Origin of the sequence: Shinella sp. M27 (assembly GCF_049199905.1) — a bacterium.
GTDB lineage: Bacteria > Pseudomonadota > Alphaproteobacteria > Rhizobiales > Rhizobiaceae > Shinella.
On sequence record NZ_JBLZPK010000029.1, the window covers coordinates 30,921 to 49,374 of the forward strand.

Genomic DNA, 18,454 nt, shown 5'->3' on the forward strand with positions numbered 1-18,454 from the left:
GAATTGGCTCTGGGACACGAATATTCGTTTCACCTGATCCGTCGCTTGGGATGAAGCGGCCTTCACGGCTTAGTGAAATGAGCGGTTAAGGTTTCGTTAAGGCAACAAAGGGTTAATGAGTGTTCACAAACAGGCGGAAAACCACGCGCCGACGCGTCGCCTGCCACGGCATCCGGGATGTAGCATGATCTCGACAAACAGTTTTGCTCTTTGCGCCTTGCTGCTTGCCGGTATAGCCGGACTTGCGCTGCGTTCATCGCCCGTCGAGGCTGACAACACCGCCGACATCAAGCCGCTCGGCTTTGCCGCCGAGATGCCGTCGAAGGATGTCATCACCAGCGCCATTCCGCGCGCAGACGCCGTGCCGGTCGTAAGCACCGAACTGCGCGAGGGGCTCGACGCCCTCTCCAACCGCGATGCCGCAGCGGCGATTGCCGCTCGCGATCGCCTGCCCTCCTCCAGCCTCGACCGCCATATCCTGACCTGGGCGATCGCCGTTTCCGGCCAGCGCGGCGTGCCTTCCTGGGAGATCGCCAATGCCCAGCGCGAGCTGAAAGGCTGGCCGGGCCTGACGGCGCTGCGGGCCAATTCCGAAAAGGCGATGGCGCGGGAAAACCCGGCGACGGCAGATGTTCTCGCCGCCTTCGGCACCACAATGCCGGAGACGGCGGAGGGCGCCGTCGTGCTGTCCCGCGCACTCGTCGCGGCGGGCGACACGCCCCGCGCAACGAACATCCTGCGCTCGTTCTGGCAGAAGGACGCGCTTTCCAAGGATATAGAGGACAAGATTCTCGCCGAATTCGGCACCCTGCTCAGCGTCGAGGATCACAAGACGCGCATGGAGATGCTGCTTTATCGCGAGCGCGCCGACCAGGCACAGCGCTTCGGCGATCTCGGCAAGGCGCAGTCGCTCTATCGCGCCTGGGCGGCCGTCATCCGCAAGGCCAAGAATGCCGGCGACCTGATCAAGGCCGTGGATGCCAGCTGGCAGAAGGACCCCGCCTATACGTTCCTGCGCATCCGCAACCTGCGCGGCAAGCAGGACTACCGCGCGGCGGCAAAACTCTTTGCCGCCATGCCGGAGGACCCCGCCCGCCTCATCAATCCCGGCGCCTGGTGGAACGAGCAGCGCATCGTCAGCCGGGGCCTTGCCGATCTCGGCGATTATCGTGATGCCCATAATGTCGCTGCCCGGCACGGAGCGGACGATCCGACCGATATCGTCGAGGCGGAATTCCATGCCGGCTGGTATGCGCTGCGCGACCTTGGCGATGCGAAGACGGCGGCTGGCCACTTCCAGCGCATCCTGCAAACCTCCGACCGGCCGCTTTCGGTCTCCCGCGCCTGGTACTGGCTCGGCCGGGCCGCCGAAAAAGGCGGGCCGGGTGACGCCAAGGACTATTTCGCCAAGGCGGCGAATTTTCCCGGCACCTTCTACGGCCAGCTTGCCGGCGCGCGGCTTGGCCGCAAGACGCTGAACGTCACCTATCCCACGCCGACGGCGGAAGAGCGCGCGAATTTCAACCAGCGCGAGGCCGTGCAGGCTATTGCCCGTCTCCAGGCGGCCGGCCATGGCTGGCGGGGCGACAGTCTTTACCGGGCGCTGGCCGGCGAGCTGATGAGCCCCGGCGAGCTTGCGCTTCTCGCAGCGCAGGCCGAAAAGGGCGGCAACCACCAGCTTTCGCTGCAAATCGGCAAGATTGCCTTCGGACGCGGCATCGATGTCGCGGCGCTGGCCTTCCCCATCGGCGTCATTCCCGATGGTGCGAACATTTCCGGTTCCGGCAAGGCGCTCGCCTATGCCATCGCGCGGCAGGAAAGCGCCTTCAACCCAGCCGCGATCTCACCCGCCAATGCGCAGGGACTGCTGCAACTGATGCCAGGCACCGCACAAGGTGTGGCAAAGCGCTACGGCCTTGCCTATTCCAAGGAACGGCTGACGACGGATGCCGCCTATAATGCCACGCTTGGCGCGCATTATCTCGGCGAGCAGATCAGCGATTTCGGCGGTTCCTACGTGCTGACCTTCATCGCCTACAATGCCGGCCCGCGCCGCGTGCCGCAGTGGATCAAGCGTTATGGCGATCCGCGCGGCAAGCCGGTCGATGAGGTGGTCGACTGGATCGAGCGCATTCCCTTCTCCGAAACCCGCGGCTATGTGCAGCGCGTGATGGAGAATTACCAGGTCTATAAGACCCGCCTCGGCCAGGCCGCCGATATCGAACACGACCTCAGCGTCGGGCGCTAAAGCGCAATTTCTGGTGACTTGCCGGCAAAATTGGTGATGATGCCTGACCTTTCCCAGGCAAGGCATACGCATGGCACCTTCGGACGCACCGGCATTCCGCGACATCTTCTTCACAAGCGAAGACGGGCTGAGGCTCCACGCCCGCGACTACCCGGTCGCAACGCCGTCCGACATCGGCGGGCGCCTGCCCGTCATCTGCCTTCCCGGCCTCAGCCGCAACGCGCGCGACTTTCACCAGCTCGCCGTGCTGCTCGCCAATCATCCTGAAAATCCTCGCCGGGTCATTGCCGTGGATTATCGGGGCCGCGGGCTTTCGCAATACGATCCCAACCCCGCCAATTATAATGTGATGGTGGAATGCAAGGATGTCATTGCGCTCTGCGATCTACTCGGCCTGAAGCAATGCCTCTTCATCGGCACCTCACGCGGCGGGTTGATCCTGCATATCCTCGCCGCGCTCCGGCCGGACCTCATTGCAGCAACGGTTCTGAACGACATCGGACCGGCAATCGAGGCTGAGGGCCTCATGGAAATCCGGGATTACCTCGGCCGCCGCTCGACCTTTTCATCCTTCGAACAGGCTGCCGAAGGCTTGGCAGCGCTTCACAGCAGAGCCTTCCCCGCCCTCGCCGGGACCGACTGGCTGGACATGGCCCATGCGCTCTACATCGAACGTGACGGCACGCTCGTCGCCGACTACGATCCCGCCTTGAACGACCAGCTCCAAGCCATCGATTTCAGCAAGCCGCTGCCCAGCTTGTGGCCGCAGTTCGAAATCCTCGCTGAAAAGCCAATGCTGATCATCCGCGGCGCGCATTCAAAACTCTTTTCCGCGCAAACGCTTCAGGCAATGGCGCAGGACCGAGCGAAAGTCACCACGCGAACAGCACCCCGCCAGGGCCATGCGCCCCTCGTCCACCTTGAGAACATCTTTCCCTCGCTTGCTGTATTTCTTTCGGAGTTCTGAGCTTACCCACGAGGCGAGTAGCCAACTCGAAGCGCGCTTCCCTTGCGGCTCAATCAACGTATCTCGGATCGCACCATGACTGGCGTGAACCATGAGCCCCAAAAACGGTGCGGCCGGTCGCGATAAAAGAACCCCAAAAAACGCAAAAACCCGCAGTCCATTTCAGGACTGCGGGTCTTTTATCCAACCTAGATCAGATTAGAACGAACGCTGGAAGCGGATCATACCACCCCAGGAGTCGCCATCGTCGTTACCGTTGTCGAAGTAAGCAACTTCCGGCGTTACAACGAAGCCCGGGACAACCGTGAAGTTGGCGTTGGCAACAGCAGCGAGCTGGTCGCCGTCATCGAACGAAACCTGTGCGTTGAGCGTTACGCGGTCGGTAACAGCAGCCGATGCGCCGAGCCAAACAGCCCAGTCACCCTGCCAGGTAGCGTAAACGTTACGACGGTCGCCGTCCGTGTTCCAGCCACCCATTGCGAAGACCGAAACGCCACCGAAGGTGCCGTCAGCACGGAGCTTGATTGCGCCCTCTTCAGCAGCAGAGTCATAGCCGCCAAGGAGTTTAACGCCGAACGTGCCCGTCGAATAACCGATACCACCAACGATGTTCGGAACGTAGTCACGGCCGGACGAGCGAACGACGCCGAGCGTCGGATCAGCAAGTTCGTCCGCTGCGTACATTGCGTCAGCTTCGTTACGGTCAGTATCTTCAAGCGAGATCACAGCCGTGAGGCCCGAACCGTTGTCATAGTTGTACTGGATGACGTTGGTGTCGTAGATGCCGCCCGAGATCAGGTCGTCGTTGATGACGTTGCCGGCATAACCAGCGAACGTGTAGAAGGCCGTTTCGGTCTTACCGACGCGGAAGCCGGCGAGGTCGATGTAGGCGAAGTTCAGCGAGTTGTCGCTATCGCCTTCGCCGTACCAGTTGAAACGGGTTTCAACGTAGGTCTTCAGAGCGCCGTATTCGGTGTCCGAAGCCGTTTCGATCTGCAGCGAGAGACGGGACTGCGTTGCCCACTCGTCGCCGAAATCGCCGTTTGCGCCGTTTGCATCGAGACCGAGCAGTTCGCCGCCCTTTACGTCAAAACGAACGTAGCCGCCGATCTTGAGGCAGGTTTCGGTGCCGGGGATGTAGAAGAAGCCGGTGCCGAAAGCGTCGCAAACGCGAACGTATTCCATGGGCTCGGGCTCAGCAGCGACGATAGCGTCGGCAGCCTGTGCGCCGGATACTGCTGCGAGAGCTGCAGCGGAGCCGAGAAGAAGGCTCTTGATGTTCATTTCTGACCTCCAGTCAAAAAGTTTCAAACGGGTCTGGGTTTTTTGCTGAAGGACAGCGTTCCCTGCCCCATCCCCAAGTTCAAGAAGTGGACGATCAACCGCCCCTGCTTCCGAGAGTGAAAATACTCGACACGGTTCCGTAAGCAATCTCCAAACTGAAAGGAGGCAGAGTTTGTGACTGCCTTCGCCCAACGCTGTTGCGGAAAGGACACAAAATGGCGGACCGGGTCGTTAAAAGTTTATGGATTCTTAACAAAAGGCCTTATGGAGCGGGCACTTAGCTTAATCTATCCACCCGCCGCCACCGCCTCGGAAGGGGCGAAAAGACGGCAAAACGCCTTCATAAACATGGCAACGGCGCCTTTTCGAAACCGCGCGCCGCACCGATGCAGGTCCGATCATCACGCCGAGAGCCAGAATCGCATGGCTTTCAATAGACTCGATTCGTCGTGATTCTGACGAAAGACCCGGCGTGGTGGACATGACGGAGGGTCGGTGCGCGGTTACCGTCTTCATGGAGTGACGCGCAGCCGGGCCAATTCTCGCAAACTGCAGCTGGAAAACGAAGTGCCCGTCGAGGTTTCGAAGAAAACAACACGTTATCCCCCTCACCGTATTGATAAGAACGTGGTAGCCGGTCTTAAAGAAACGATGGCGATGAAGAGCTGCTGGAAACGGCCGAACGTCGCGACGCTGTTCAATACGTCACTACCAGCACGCCGTAGAGAATATTGTCATAGGCACTTGTCGACAAAACCATCGTCGCCTCAGCTACCCGTGACCGTCGCTATGTAAACGAGAGCGTCGTGCGTTACGCCATGGGCATGGGCAAAGACATGGCCCCTGAGCGAGCCGTTGATCGCGACAGAAAGGCGCCCGACTTTGCCAAGAGGAAAGCGCGGTAGACCGATGACGTGGATGACACAAATCCACGCTTCGTCTCTTTGAATGTCGTATTTCATTAATGGGGGAACTGGCGGAGAAGATGGGATTCGAACCCACGATACCGTTCCCGGTATACTCCCTTAGCAGGGGAGCGCCTTCGACCACTCGGCCACCTCTCCGCTCGCGGTTTCACTATGCGGCGGCGCTTTTGATTGCAAGGCTTTTTTGCCCTCGAACGCGAAATGAAACCGTCTTTGCCTCTTTTTTGGATTTTTCCGCAAGAGGACCTGGGTCAGGGTCTGAGGATGGAGAGCTTCCAGGCGGCGGACTGTGCTGAAATGACGGGAATCATCCGCTGATTCCCGCGCTCCACAGGATAACGCGCATTGCTGGTCGATTGGCGCGCGCAGGACCTTGGGAAGCCCATTATATAAAGTCGTTGAAATAGGCACCGGCTCGAATCGTATGCCTCGCCCGCAAAACTCCGAAAATTCGCCTCGAAATCGCCGCGTGGCTCCCGTCTTGTTCAACACCGGTTCAGCTTGCCGGCGTTAGATGTCGTGCAACAAACCCGTTGTTGCGGAAAGGAATACGAATATGACAGTCGTGATTGATGGCACGCCCGGGGACGACCTCATCGTTCAGAACTCCAAGATCGAACTGGATGTGTACACCTATGGCGGTGACGACGAGGTCGTGCTGAACCTCATCGGCACATATGGCGGCTTCAACAAGGTCAACACCGGTAGCGGCAACGACATCGTGCGCAACAGCTTCGAGGGCGGCAACCTCGTCTATCTCGGCTCTGGCAACGACTATTACACGCATAGCGGCAAGGACTACGACCCGGATTATTATGACAAGGTCTATGGCGGCAGCGGCAACGACGTCTTCAAGGTATTGTCCTACCAGAGCGTCTATAACGGCGACAGCGGCAACGACACGTTCTATTCCGCCGGCTTCAAGAACACCTTCAACGGTGGCGCCGACATCGATACGATCAACTATTCCCTGCAGGATTCGAGCAGTGAAGAAGGCCGAGGCATCTATGTCGATCTCGACAAGGGCTATGCCAAGGCAGTTTCCGGTCGCCTGGAGACGCTGAAGAGCATCGAAAACGTTGTCGGCACCAGCTATGCCGATACGCTGATCGGCACGGCCGGCAGCAACATTCTCAAGGGCGGCAGCGGCAACGATCAACTCGAAGGTCTTGGCGGCAACGACAAGCTCTATGGCGGCAGCGGCGTCGATATTCTCTACGGCGATGCGGGCAATGACGACCTCTATGGCGACACGGGCAACGACCGGCTCTATGGCGGCTCGGGCGCGGACGACATGTTCGGCGGCTCGGGCAATGACCTGCTCGTCGGCGGTGCCGGCAGCGATCTTCTGGTCGGGGGTTCGGGGGCCGATACGTTCCGTTTCACCAGCATTTCCGACAGCAAGGTCGGCTCGACGCTGCGCGACATCATTGATGACTTCGATCCCGGCAATGGCGACAAGATCGACCTCAGCGCGATTGATGCCAACATCAACACGTCCACGAACAACAAGTTCTCCTTCATCGGCAAAGCCGGCTTTTCTGGCACTGCGGGCGAACTGCGCTATTCGGGTACGATCATTTCCGGTGACGTGGATGGCGATGGCGTCGCCGACTTCCAGATCGACGCGGGCCTGACGAAATATTATGGGAGCGATTTCCTGCTCTAAGCGGAAACGTCTTGCGACAATCGAACGCCGGGGCCCTGCCCCGGCGTTTTGCATTTGGGCTCAGGTGCCTCGCGCCAGCCGTGCAAGCCCGTCGGCAAGCGCCGTGGCGTCGGCATCATCCATCGCCCCGCCAAGGTGGCGCTCGATGGCGGCGGCATAGACGGTCCATATCCGCGCCTGCATGCTGCGGCCTTCCTCGGTCACCAGCACCCAGCGGCCGCGGCCGTCCTCGGGCAGGATTTCGCGACGCACCAGCCCTGCCCCTTCCATGCGATCGAGCAACCGCGAAAGATTGTGCTGCGCCAGGAGCGTACGTTCCTCGATTTCGAAGGGGCGCAACCTGCCCTTTTCCGTACGCACCAGCTCCCACAATACATCGTACCAGGCGAGCGGCGGCATGTCGGCGGCTTTAAGGTCCTGCTCGACGGCGGCCAGCAGAAGGCGCTGGGCGCGCATGAGGCGGATCCACAGCCGGGTGGTGGCTTCGGATGGCTTGCCGGTGGTTTGTTGAGTTGAGTCGGACATATATGCAATTACATGCATCTTGACGGAATTGGCAAGGGCACATATATGCAATTGCATCTACTTCAATCCGGAGACCAGACATGCCTCTTTCCCAAACCCGCACCGACCTCACCGACTACGGCGTCACCCTGCTGCGCATCAGCCTCGGCGTGATGTATCTCGCCCATAGCATTGTCCTGAAACTGCTGACCTTCGGCCTTGCCGGAACGGCGGGCTACTTCACCTCCATCGGCCTGCCCGGCTGGCTTGCTTATCTGACCTTCGCCGCCGAGGCGGCGGGCGGAATCATGCTGGTGCTCGGCATTCAGGCCCGCTGGGTGGCGTTGGCGCTTATTCCCGCCCTGGCGGGCGCCATCATCTGGGCGCATGGCGCTAATGGCTGGGTGTTCACGGCCCCCGGCGGCGGCTGGGAATATCCGCTCTACCTCATCGTGCTTTCCATCGCGCAGGCCCTGCTCGGCGACGGGCACTATGCGCTCAGCCCCTCGCGCAGCCTGCGCTGACCCAAACCAAGGAGATATCCGAATGACCGAAGCCCGCCTGATCCTTGTCAGCCACCCCCTCTGCCCCTATGTGCAGCGCGCCGCCATCGTGCTTGCCGAAAAGAGTGTCCCCTTCGAGCGCCGCACCATCGAGCTTGCCACCAAGCCCGACTGGTTTCTGGCCCTTTCGCCGCTCGGCAAGGTGCCGCTGCTGCTCGTTCGCCAGCCCGACGGCAGCGAGGTCGTGCTCTTCGAAAGCGCCGTCATCTGCGAATATCTCGAGGATGCCGAAACCAATACGCCGCTTCACCCGGCCGATCCGTTGGCCCGCGCCCAGCATCGCGGCTGGATGGAATTCGGCTCCTCGATTCTCGGCGATCTCTGGGGGTTCGAGACGGCGAAGGACGCCGAGACCTATGACGCCAAGCGGAAGGCGCTGGTCGACAAGTTTTCGCGCGTCGAGAGTGCCCTTGGCGACGGACCGTTTTTCGCCGAGGACAAATTCAGCCTCGTCGATGCGGTCTTCGCGCCGATCTTCCGCTATTTCGATACGTTCGACACGATCGCGCCGACCGGCGTCTTCGACGGTCTCGTAAAGGTTGCCCGCTGGCGCGCGGCGCTGGGGGCGCGGCAGAGTGTCAAGGACGCGGTTGCCGAGGATTATCCCGCACGCCTCAGGACATTCCTGGAACAGCATGATGCTTGGCTGCTGAAGCTTGCCGCCTGATCGCGTCTCCCAAAGAAAAACCGCTGGAAACGGGTGTTTCCAGCGGTTCCTTGTTTCAAGCCTGTCCGGATGGATCAGGTGCGGGCGGCCAGCCGATCGATCGCGTTCTGCGTCGAGGTGCCGAAATCGCCGTCGATCGGGCCGCTGTAATAGCCGCGATCTTTCAGGATCTGCTGGAACTCCTTGCGGAACTGCGGCGTGAAGTTCGCCGGCGAACCCTTGAGTTCCTGCAGCTTGCCCTGGTCGCCGCCTTCCACGCTGGCGGCGGCCCAGCGGGCAGCCTCCTTGGCGTTGGAACGCGTGCCGAGACCCTGGTCGTAGAGGCGGGACAGGTTGCCCATGGCATAGGTATTGCCGCCATTGGCCGCCTTTTCATACCAGTCGATCGCCTGGGCATAGTCCTGCTTCACGCCGTTGCCGACGTCGTAGAGCCAACCCAGCGAGGCCATCGAATAGTAGTCGTTCTGGGCCGCGGCCTTTTCATACCAGGTACGCGCTTCGGCAAAATCGACGGGAATGCCGAGACCGGACTGGTAGGCATAGCCGACCGAGGACATGGCGTTGACGTCGCCGCCTTCCGCGCCCTTCTTGTACCAGTCGAGCGAGACATTGTAGTCGCGCTGCGTGCCGAGACCTTCGCGGTAGAACCAGCCCATCGTGGCCTGCGCGTTGGCATAGCCCTGCTGGGCCGCCTTGCTGTACCACTTGAACGCCTCGTCATAGTCCTTGCGCGTGCCGTTATAGCCTTCGCGGTAGAGCCAGCCGAGGGACGCCTGGGCATAGGGATTGCCGGCATTCGCGGCCTGCTCGAACATGCGGGTGCCCTTGCCCATGTCGACCGGGCCATCCGTGCCGTAGATCGAATACCAGGCGAGGTTGGTCAGGGCATAGAGGTTCCCCTCGTCGGCGGCCTTCTGGTAATGCTCACGCGCCTGAGCGAAGTTCTTCGCGGCATCATGCGCACGGCCCAGCATGTTGCGAACCGAATTGTCCGACGGATTGGCATTGAGTGCCGCTTCGCAGACCGAGATCGCACGGCCGTAGTCGATATTGGCGAAGAGCTTGCCGAGGAAACCCGGACGCAGGTTCGGTTCGCCGGCCAGTTCATAGCACTGGTCGACATCCGAGCCGCTGCCGAGCGTCGACGTCGACTGGTCGGTCGAGGTGACCGTCGACGAGCCGGAGCTCGACAGCGCGGTGCTGTCGTTGCGGCCGGCGGCCAGCTTGTCGATGGCGGCGAGCGTTGCCGCACCGAATTCGCCATCGGCCGAGCCGCTGTAATAGCCGCGCTCGATCAAAAGACCCTGCAGTTCCTTGCGGAAGGCAACGGTGAAGTTGGCAGGGGTTTCCTTCAGTTCCTTCAGCTTGTTGGGATCGCCGCTTTCGACGGCGGCAGCAGCCCAGCGGACGGCTTCCTTCGCGTCGGCCGGCGTGCCGAGGCCCTGATCGTAGAGGCGCGAGAGGTTGCCCATGGCATAGGAGCTGCCGGCATTTGAGGCCTTCTCATACCAGTAACGGGCTTCCACATAGTCCTGCTTCACGCCGTTGCCGACGTCATAGAGCCAGGCCAGCGAGGCCATCGAGTAGGAATCGCCGATGTTGGCGGCCTTTTCGTACCAGACCTTGGCTTCGGCATAGTCCTGCGCTGTGCCGAGGCCGTTCTGGTAGGCCCAGCCGAGCGAGGACATGGCGTTGGCATCGCCGGCGTCCGCAGCCTTGCGGTACCAGGTCAGCGACTGGACATAATCCTGCGAGACGCCGAGGCCTTCGCGGTAGAACCAGCCCATCGTCGCCATGGCATTGGCATAGCCCTGGTTGGCCGACTGCTGGTACCACTTGACGGCTTCCGCATAATCCTGGCGCGTGCCGCCATAGCCTTCGCGGTACAGCCAGCCGAGCGAGGCCTGGGCGTAGGAATTGCCCGCCGTCGAAGCCTTTTCGAACATCGACAGGCCCTTCGGCACGTCGACCGGGCCATCCGTGCCGTAGATCGAGAACCAGGCCAGGTTGGTGAGCGCGTACATATTGCCGAGCTCGATGGCCTTTTCGTAATTCCGGCGCGCCTCGACATAGTTGCGGTCGGCATCGTGCGAGCGGCCGAGCAGGTTGACGAGCATGCCGTCGGACGGGTTTTCGTTGACGGCCTGCGCGCAGGCGGTGAGCGCCCGCTTGGCATCGATCTTCAGGAAGTTGACGCCCATGAAGCCCGGCAGCGACTGCGGTTCGCCGGCCAGCAGGAAGCAGTCGCGCGAGGCGGCGGTTTCCTGCGAGGCGACGTTGACGCTCAGCCCCTTCTTCGGCTCCAGCGCGGCAATGAGATGTTCGGCATCACTGCGATGTTTGCTATCAGGATAGCGCTCGAGGAAGCGCTGGAGTGCGGCCGCGTCGGTCGATTCCCTCAGCGCGTCCCAGGCGATGCCGTCGGCATCCTGGCCATCGTTCTGGGTGGCCTCCTTGAGGCTGGCGAGCTTCTTCTCCGCCAGCATCTTGTAAACCGGGTCCTTGCCGTGCTTGGCGATGAACGCGTTGATCAGGTCCTCGTCGGCGAGGTCGCGGATGTTCTGCCAGTCGGCTGCCGCTTCGGACTGGCCATTCGGCGAGACTTCCGTGTTGCCGCTGTTGGTGACGTTGATGTTCACTTCCTTGATGTTCAGGAAGATCTGCGCACCGCCGAGCGAACCATAGACGAAGGGCTCCTGCTCGCGGTTGGTGGCTTCCACCACCTCGTCGCGCACCTTGCCGAGCGCGATGCGCACATCGAGGCCAGGTTCCGTCAGATATTTCGAGAGCGCCGTGGCAAACGGGCTGTTCTTGCCCTCGCCATCGAGCGCCACCGTGCCGGCTTTCGACGCGAAGGCGATCAGCGTGTCGGCCGATTCGGGCTCGACGCGGGCAAGGCCGCGCGTCACGGCGCGGGTGCCGATGGAGCGCGTCATCGCTGCGGCGAACGGATTGTTGCGGCAGGCATCGAGAATGAAGAGCTTCAGCTTCTTGGCGCCTTCCAGCGACCGCTGCACGCGGTCGATGGCAACACTTTCGTCCTCGACGTCGCGGTCGCTCTTCAGCGCCGCATCGACCGGAATCAGATAGTTGACCCCGTTCATCTCCATGGCGTGGCCGGAATAATAGACCACCGCCATATCCGCATCGGCAGACTCGTCCTCGAAATCGCGCAACGCTTTCACCATGGCGGAGCGGTCGAGATCGAGAACGGTCTTGACGCTGTCAAAACCGGCCGCCTCGAACGAGGCGCGCATCAGCTCCACGTCGTTGGCGGGATTGTTCAGCTGAGCGGTCTCTTCGTATTTCTGATTGCCTATCAGCAGTGCAACGCGTTTCGCCTCAGCGGCGTTCGCGTTGAACACGACGACAGCAATCGATACGAAGAACACCGGTGCCCAGCGTTTTTGTATTCGCTTGAACATGCCCTTCCCTCCGGCATTATTGCCGCCAGTATTACGTATGAGACTAGCGGTTTCAATGACTAAGCCGGTGGATTTTTTTGGCGGGGTCGCCGAAAAAATCACGCAGGGGCGATTTCCACCCAGCGTTCTTCACGGAAGGACTGCGCCATGGCATGCACCGTCTTTTCGATGCGCAGGCCATGGTTGAAATCGATGGAATGGGACGCCATGCCGGCAATGGCGGCGATCAGCTCGCGGCATTCGATGACCTTGAGGTCGTTGAAGCCGAGGCCGTGGCCGGGGGCCGGGATGAAGCGGTCATAGGGCTTGTGGTGCGGCGCGGTCAGGATTGTGGAAAAGCCCTGTTCGGTGGCGCGGCCGTCGGTCGTGTAGAGCTGGAACTCGTTCATGCGCTCCTGGTCGTAGAGAATCGAGCCCTTCGAGCCATAGACCTGCAAGGCGATGCGGCCCTTGCGGCCCCAGGCAGAGCGATTGGCCATCAGCACGCCGGAGATGCCGCCGGGAAGGCGCATGAGGACGCTGGCAATATCGTGGTTCTCGACTTCGCGGCGGCCGCCGTCCTTCACCGGGCGATCCGCATAGGGTTTTGCCAGCGCGGCGATGACCGCCTCTACATGGCCGAACAGGCTCCACAGCAGCGACAGTGGATGCACGGCGAAATCGTCGAGCGCGCCATAACCGGAGGATGCCTCGCTCTTCCAGTAGAACAGCGCCTCAGGGTCGGCCATGAAGTCCTCGTCCATCTCGACGCGGACATGGTTGACCGTGCCGATCGCGCCCTCGTCGATCAGGGACCGGATGTGCCGCATGACGGGGTTCTGGATGTAATTGTAGCCCATCACCGCCACCTTGCCGGACGAGCGCTGGGCGGCGAGCATACGTTCGGCATCGGCAAAGGCCGTCGCCATCGGTTTTTCGCACCAGACATGTTTGCCCGCCTCAAGCGCGGAAACCGCCATTTCGGCATGGAACTGGTTCGGCGTGGTGACGGAGATGACGTCGACATCGGGATCGGAGAGCAGGTCGCGCCAGTTGGCCGTGGATTTCGCAAAGCCGAATTCGCGGGCGCGGGTGGCGGCAAGCTCGGGATTGGCTTCCGCGAGATGCACGAGGCGTGGGCGGTCCACGTCGCCGAAGACCGTGCTGACATTGTTCCAGGCGAGCGCATGGCACTTGCCCATATAGCCGGTGCCGATCAATCCGATGCCAAGCGCTTTCATGACGTATCTCCCTCGCTGAATTCCGCTACGCACCGGCAGAGGAATTGCTATATCTCGCCGCACGGGCGCCTCTAGCGCCATCCATAGCGGGAAAGATTTGGAACGAAAACTATCTTTTCCGAAAATATGGAATATTTATTTCTTTTATCGCAGAATGGCCGCCGAGGAGACCCACGATGAGCAACACCGAAACGGCCCTTTCGCGCGTACCGCGCGATTTCGACAGCCTGCGCTCCGTCATCATCGAGCGCAAGGCGACCATGCCGAAGCGGCTGGCGCAGGTGGCGGCTTATGCGCTGGCCAATCCCGACGAGATGGCTTTCGGCACCGCCGCCAGCATCGCGACGGCGGCCGACGTGCAGCCCTCAACGCTGGTGCGCCTAGCACATCATCTCGGCTACGAAGGCTTTTCCGACCTGCAGAACGTTTTTCGCGCGCGGCTGCGCGATCGCACGCTGTCCTATGAGGAACGCCTCGCTTCGCTGGAAGCGGGACCTGCGGCCAACAGCGACACCGAACTGCTCTCCGGCTTCCTGACCGCTGCCAGCCAGTCCGTCGCCCGCCTTGCCAGCACCATTGACGGCGAAACCTTTTCCAGGTCCGTCGATCTGCTCGCCCGCGCCGAAACCATCTATCTCGTCGCCAAGCGCCGCTCCTATCCGCTGACCGCGCATATCGCCTATGCCTTCGGCAAACTCGGCATCCGCCACCAGATCGTCGCCTCGCCCAACGGCATCGATCCGGAAATGGTGCAGTTCGCCACCAGCAAGGATGCCGTGATCGCCGCGAGCTTCGCGCCTTACGCCGCCGAGAGCCTGACGCAGGCGCAGGAACTGGCCGCGCGCGGCGTGCCCATCGTTGCCATCACCGACTCGGTCTTCTCGCCGCTGGCCGCCTCCGCCACGCATTGGTTCGAAGTGTCTGAGGCCGACTATGCCGGCTTCCGCTCACTCTCCGCCTCCATGGCGCTTGCCATGGCGCTGCCGGTCGCCATCGCCGAAAAACGGCGCAGCCTGCGCCGCATACCCAAGTGAAATGCCGCGAAATAGAAATGGAATGAACATTCCGAATTGACATAATAATGGAATTCATGTTTCATTTTCCCAGAATGTCGCCGCGCTTTCATGACGGCGCCGCGAGACCGGGAGGAAGACATGCCGCACACTGATCAGGCCAGAACGCTCGACGTCATCACGATCGGCCGTTCGTCCGTCGATCTCTATGGCCAGCAGCTCGGCACGCGGCTGGAGGATACCGCCTCCTTCGCCAAATCCGTCGGCGGATGCCCCGCCAACATCGCCATCGGCACCGCCCGCCTCGGCCTGAAATCGGCGCTCATCACCCGCGTCGGCGACGAGCAGATGGGCCGCTTCATCCGCGAGCAATCCGCCCGTGAAGGCGTGAATGTCGAGGGTATCAAGACGGACAAGGGCCGTCTGACGGCGCTTGTGCTGCTCGCCATCGAATCCGAGGGCATCTCGCCGATGATCTTCGTGCGCACCGACTGCGCCGACATGGCGCTCGACGCCGATGACGTGGACGAGGCCTTCATGCGCTCCTCCCGCGCCGTACTCGTCTCCGGCACGCATTTTTCCCGTCCCAACACCGAGGCGGCACAGCGCAAGGCGATCCGCATCGCCAAGGAAAGCGGCGGCAAGGTCATCTTCGATATCGATTACCGCCCCAACCTCTGGGGCCTTGCCGGTCATGCCGAAGGCTTCGAGCGCTATGTAAAGTCCGACCGCGTCTCGGCCATCCTGAAATCCGTCCTGCCGGATTGCGACCTGATCGTCGGCACGGAAGAGGAGATCATGATCGCCTCGGGCGCCGATGACGTGCTCTCCTCTCTGAAGGCGATCCGCGCGGTTTCGCCGGCAACCATCGTACTGAAGCGCGGCGCCATGGGCTGCATCGTCTATGACGGCCCGATCTCCGACGATCTGGAAGACGGCGTCGTCGGTGATGGCTTCCCTATCGAGGTCTATAATGTGCTGGGTGCTGGCGATGCCTTCATGTCCGGCTTCCTGCGCGGCTGGTTGAAGGGCGAGGACCACAAGACCTGCGCCACCTGGGCCAATGCCTGCGGCGCCTTCGCCGTTTCCCGCCTGCTCTGCTCGCCGGAATATCCGAGCTGGGAGGAACTGACCTTCTTCCTCAAGAACGGCAGCAAGCATCGCGCGCTGCGCAAGGACGAAGCGATCAACCACATCCACTGGGCAACCAACCGCAAGCAGGACGACATCCCCCTCCTCATGGCGCTCGCCTGCGACCACCGCATGCAACTCGTCGATATCGCCGACGAACTGAACGTGCCGCATGAGAAGATTTCCGAATTCAAGCGCCTCACCGTGCAGGCAACGGCGCGCGTCGCCGACGGCCGCCCCGGCTACGGCATGCTGATCGACGAGCGCTTCGGCCGCGACGCCTTCTTCGACGCCGCCACGCAGAACTTCTCGTGGATCGGCCGCCCGGTCGAGCTGCCCGGGTCCAAGCCGCTGCGCTTCGAATTCAGCCAGGATATCGGCTCGCAGCTGGTGGAATGGCCGCTCGATCATTGCATCAAGTGCCTGTGCTTCTACCATCCGGAAGATCCGGCTGCGTTGAAAAAGGAGCAGCAGGAGAAGCTGCGCACGCTGTTCGAAGCCGCCCGCCGCGTCGGCCGCGAACTGCTGGTCGAGATCATCGGCGGCAAAAACGGCCCGCTCAAGGATGATACGATCTCGACGGCGCTCTCGGAACTCTACGATCTCGGCATCAAGCCGGACTGGTGGAAGCTGGAGCCGCAGGCATCGAGCGAAGCCTGGAAGAACATCGAGGCCGTCATTGCCAAAAATGACGCCTATTGCCGTGGTATCGTGCTGCTCGGCCTGGAAGCGCCGACCGAGGACCTGGTGAAGGCCTTCGAGGCGACGACGGTGGCGCCGTCCGTGAAGGGTTTTGCCGTCGGCCGCACGATCTTCGTGGATGCCGCCCGCGCCTGGATGGCGGGAAAAATGGATGACGAGGCTGCGATCGCAGACATGGCCGGCCGCTTCCGCGAGCTGACCGACGCCTGGCTTCGCACGCGCGGCCTGTGAATAAAGAGAATTGGGAGGATTACGATGGGCAAGACGATCCGGCTGACGATGGCGCAGGCCGTCACGCATTTCCTGAAGGCGCAGATGACCGTCGTCGACGGCAAGACGGTGCCGATCTTCGCCGGCGTCTGGGGCATTTTCGGCCATGGCAATGTCGCCGGTATCGGCGAAGCGCTCTATCAGGTCCGCAACGAATTGCCGACGCTGCGCGCCCATAACGAACAGGGCATGGCGCATGCCGCCGTCGCCTTTGCCAAGGCCAGCTTTCGCCAGCGTTTCATGGCCTGCACGACCTCCATCGGCCCCGGCGCGCTCAACATGGTGACGGCGGCGGGTGTGGCCCACGTCAACCGCCTGCCCGTGCTCTTCCTGCCCGGCGACGTTTTTGCCAACCGCATCCCCGACCCGGTCCTCCAGCAGATCGAGGACTTCAACGACGGCACCGTCTCGGTGAATGACGCCTTCCGCTGCGTCTCGCGCTATTTCGACCGCATCACCCGCCCCGAGCAGATCATCTCGGCGCTCAAGCGCGCCATGCAGGTGCTGACCGACCCGGTCGATTGCGGCCCGGTGACGCTGTCGCTCTGCCAGGATGTGCAGGCCGAGGCCTATGACTATCCGGCTGCTATGTTCGAAGAAAAGGTCTGGACGCATCGCCGCCCCCGCCCCGATACCGAGGAACTGGCGGCTGCCATCGCCACGCTACGCAAGGCCGAGAAGCCGCTGATCATCGCCGGCGGCGGCGTGCTCTATTCGCAGGCGACGGCCGAACTCAAGGCCTTTGCAGGAATGCACGGTATCCCGGTCGCCGTCACCCAGGCCGGCAAGTCGGCGCTGCCGGACGATCATCCGCTCTGCATGGGCTCCATCGGCGTCACCGGCACCTCGGCCGCCAATGCCTTTGCCGAGGAGGCGGATGTCATCCTCGCCGTCGGCACGCGCATGCAGGATTTCACCACCGGTTCCTGGGCGCTGTTCAAGAATGACAATGTCAAGATGATCGGCCTCAACACCGTCGCCTTCGATGCCGCCAAGCGCGACAGCCAGCCGCTCGTCGCCGATGCGCGCGAAGGCCTGACGTTGCTGTCGGAAGCGCTCGGCGGCTGGAAGGCGCCTGCTGCCTTCACGGAAACGGCGAAGACCCGCAAGGACACGTGGATGGCCGCTGTCGCCCGCGCGACCGCGCCCACCAATGCCGACCTGCCCTCCGACGCGCAGGTCATCGGCGCGGTGCAGCGCACGATCGGCGGCGAGAATTCCGTGCTCGTCTGCGCGGCCGGCGGCCTGCCGGGTGAACTGCACAAGCTGTGGCAGGCCCCGAAGCCGGGCGGCTATCACATGGAATACGGCTTCTCCTGCATGGGCTACGAGATTGCCGGCGGGCTTGGCGTGAAGATCGCACGGCCGGAGGCGGACGTCGTCGTCATGGTCGGCGACGGCTCCTACATGATGATGAACTCGGAGCTTTCGACCTCGGTCATGCTCGGCAAGAAGCTCACCATCGTGGTGCTCGACAACCGCGGCTACGGCTGCATCAACCGCCTGCAGATGGGCACCGGCGGCGCGAACTTTAACAACCTCCTGAAGGACTCGATGATCGAAATGATGCCGGATATCGACTTCCGGGCGCATGCCGAAAGCATGGGCGCGGTCGCCGTGAAGGTCTCGTCCATCGCCGATCTCGAAACCGCGATCCAGAACAGCAAGGGCAACGACCGCACCTCGGTCATCGTCATCGACACCGACCCGCTGATCACCACCAAGGAGGGTGGCCACTGGTGGGATGTCGCGGTGCCGGAAGTCAGCCCGCGCAGCGAGGTCAACACGGCGCGTGAGGCCTATGTGAAGGCCCGCGCTGCACAGACCATCGGATAAGACGAATAACGCCCTCCTCTCTCCAACGT

12 protein-coding genes and 1 tRNA gene are annotated in these 18,454 nt (G+C 62.0%); 8 read left to right on the forward strand and 5 right to left on the reverse strand.

The window, feature by feature from the left end:
* The first annotated feature begins 184 nt into the window (after window positions 1-184).
* Window positions 185-2,248 carry a lytic transglycosylase domain-containing protein gene (locus tag ACOZK4_RS11760; RefSeq protein WP_421592042.1) on the forward strand — a complete coding sequence of 688 codons (2,064 nt, stop codon included), beginning with the start codon at window positions 185-187 and terminating at the stop codon, window positions 2,246-2,248.
* 70 nt (window positions 2,249-2,318) lie between these two features.
* Window positions 2,319-3,215, forward strand: coding sequence for an alpha/beta fold hydrolase (locus tag ACOZK4_RS11765; protein ID WP_421592043.1), 897 nt, complete (start codon window positions 2,319-2,321; stop codon window positions 3,213-3,215).
* A gap of 198 nt (window positions 3,216-3,413) precedes the next feature.
* On the opposite strand, the gene ACOZK4_RS11770 is transcribed toward ACOZK4_RS11765, so the two are convergent.
* Together ACOZK4_RS11770 and ACOZK4_RS11775 are read right to left on the reverse strand one after the other, a co-directional pair.
* Window positions 3,414-4,499 (reverse strand): porin, encoded by a 1,086-nt coding sequence (locus ACOZK4_RS11770; protein WP_421592044.1) that lies wholly within the window; start codon window positions 4,497-4,499, stop codon window positions 3,414-3,416.
* A 974-nt stretch (window positions 4,500-5,473) separates the two neighbouring features.
* Window positions 5,474-5,563, reverse strand: a tRNA-Ser gene (locus tag ACOZK4_RS11775).
* Between the two features lie 418 nt (window positions 5,564-5,981).
* Between ACOZK4_RS11775 and ACOZK4_RS11780 the strand changes: the two genes are divergently transcribed.
* Window positions 5,982-7,094: a calcium-binding protein gene (locus ACOZK4_RS11780; RefSeq protein ID WP_421592045.1), complete on the forward strand. Its 1,113-nt coding sequence runs from the start codon at window positions 5,982-5,984 to the stop codon at window positions 7,092-7,094.
* Window positions 7,095-7,154: 60 nt separating this feature from the next.
* Here the strand turns inward: ACOZK4_RS11780 and ACOZK4_RS11785 are convergent, their stop codons facing one another.
* Window positions 7,155-7,619 (reverse strand): MarR family winged helix-turn-helix transcriptional regulator, encoded by a 465-nt coding sequence (locus ACOZK4_RS11785; protein ID WP_421592046.1) that lies wholly within the window; start codon window positions 7,617-7,619, stop codon window positions 7,155-7,157.
* Between the two features lie 80 nt (window positions 7,620-7,699).
* Here ACOZK4_RS11785 and ACOZK4_RS11790 point away from each other — a divergent pair, with 80 nt between their 5' ends.
* The gene (locus ACOZK4_RS11790) at window positions 7,700-8,122 is read left to right on the forward strand and encodes a DoxX family protein (RefSeq protein WP_421592047.1); all 423 of its coding nucleotides are present in this window, start codon (window positions 7,700-7,702) and stop codon (window positions 8,120-8,122) included.
* 22 nt (window positions 8,123-8,144) lie between these two features.
* The gene (locus ACOZK4_RS11795; protein WP_421592048.1) at window positions 8,145-8,828 is read left to right on the forward strand and encodes a glutathione S-transferase family protein; all 684 of its coding nucleotides are present in this window, start codon (window positions 8,145-8,147) and stop codon (window positions 8,826-8,828) included.
* 74 nt (window positions 8,829-8,902) lie between these two features.
* Here ACOZK4_RS11795 and ACOZK4_RS11800 read toward each other — a convergent pair whose 3' ends face one another.
* Window positions 8,903-12,253, reverse strand: a complete 3,351-nt coding sequence (locus tag ACOZK4_RS11800; protein WP_421592049.1) for a caspase family protein — start codon at window positions 12,251-12,253, stop codon at window positions 8,903-8,905.
* 98 nt (window positions 12,254-12,351) lie between these two features.
* A complete protein-coding gene (locus ACOZK4_RS11805) occupies window positions 12,352-13,473 on the reverse strand; it encodes a Gfo/Idh/MocA family protein (protein WP_421592050.1) in 1,122 nt (373 codons plus the stop codon).
* A gap of 176 nt (window positions 13,474-13,649) precedes the next feature.
* Here ACOZK4_RS11805 and ACOZK4_RS11810 point away from each other — a divergent pair, with 176 nt between their 5' ends.
* The 3 genes from ACOZK4_RS11810 to iolD all read left to right on the forward strand — a co-directional run bounded on the left by ACOZK4_RS11810 (window position 13,650) and on the right by iolD (window position 18,425).
* A complete protein-coding gene (locus ACOZK4_RS11810; RefSeq protein WP_421592051.1) occupies window positions 13,650-14,507 on the forward strand; it encodes a MurR/RpiR family transcriptional regulator in 858 nt (285 codons plus the stop codon).
* Between the two features lie 120 nt (window positions 14,508-14,627).
* Window positions 14,628-16,550 carry a bifunctional 5-dehydro-2-deoxygluconokinase/5-dehydro-2-deoxyphosphogluconate aldolase gene (locus ACOZK4_RS11815; protein ID WP_421592052.1) on the forward strand — a complete coding sequence of 641 codons (1,923 nt, stop codon included), beginning with the start codon at window positions 14,628-14,630 and terminating at the stop codon, window positions 16,548-16,550.
* 24 nt (window positions 16,551-16,574) lie between these two features.
* Window positions 16,575-18,425 carry a 3D-(3,5/4)-trihydroxycyclohexane-1,2-dione acylhydrolase (decyclizing) gene (gene iolD / locus ACOZK4_RS11820; protein WP_421592053.1) on the forward strand — a complete coding sequence of 617 codons (1,851 nt, stop codon included), beginning with the start codon at window positions 16,575-16,577 and terminating at the stop codon, window positions 18,423-18,425.
* Window positions 18,426-18,454: the final 29 nt, after the last annotated feature.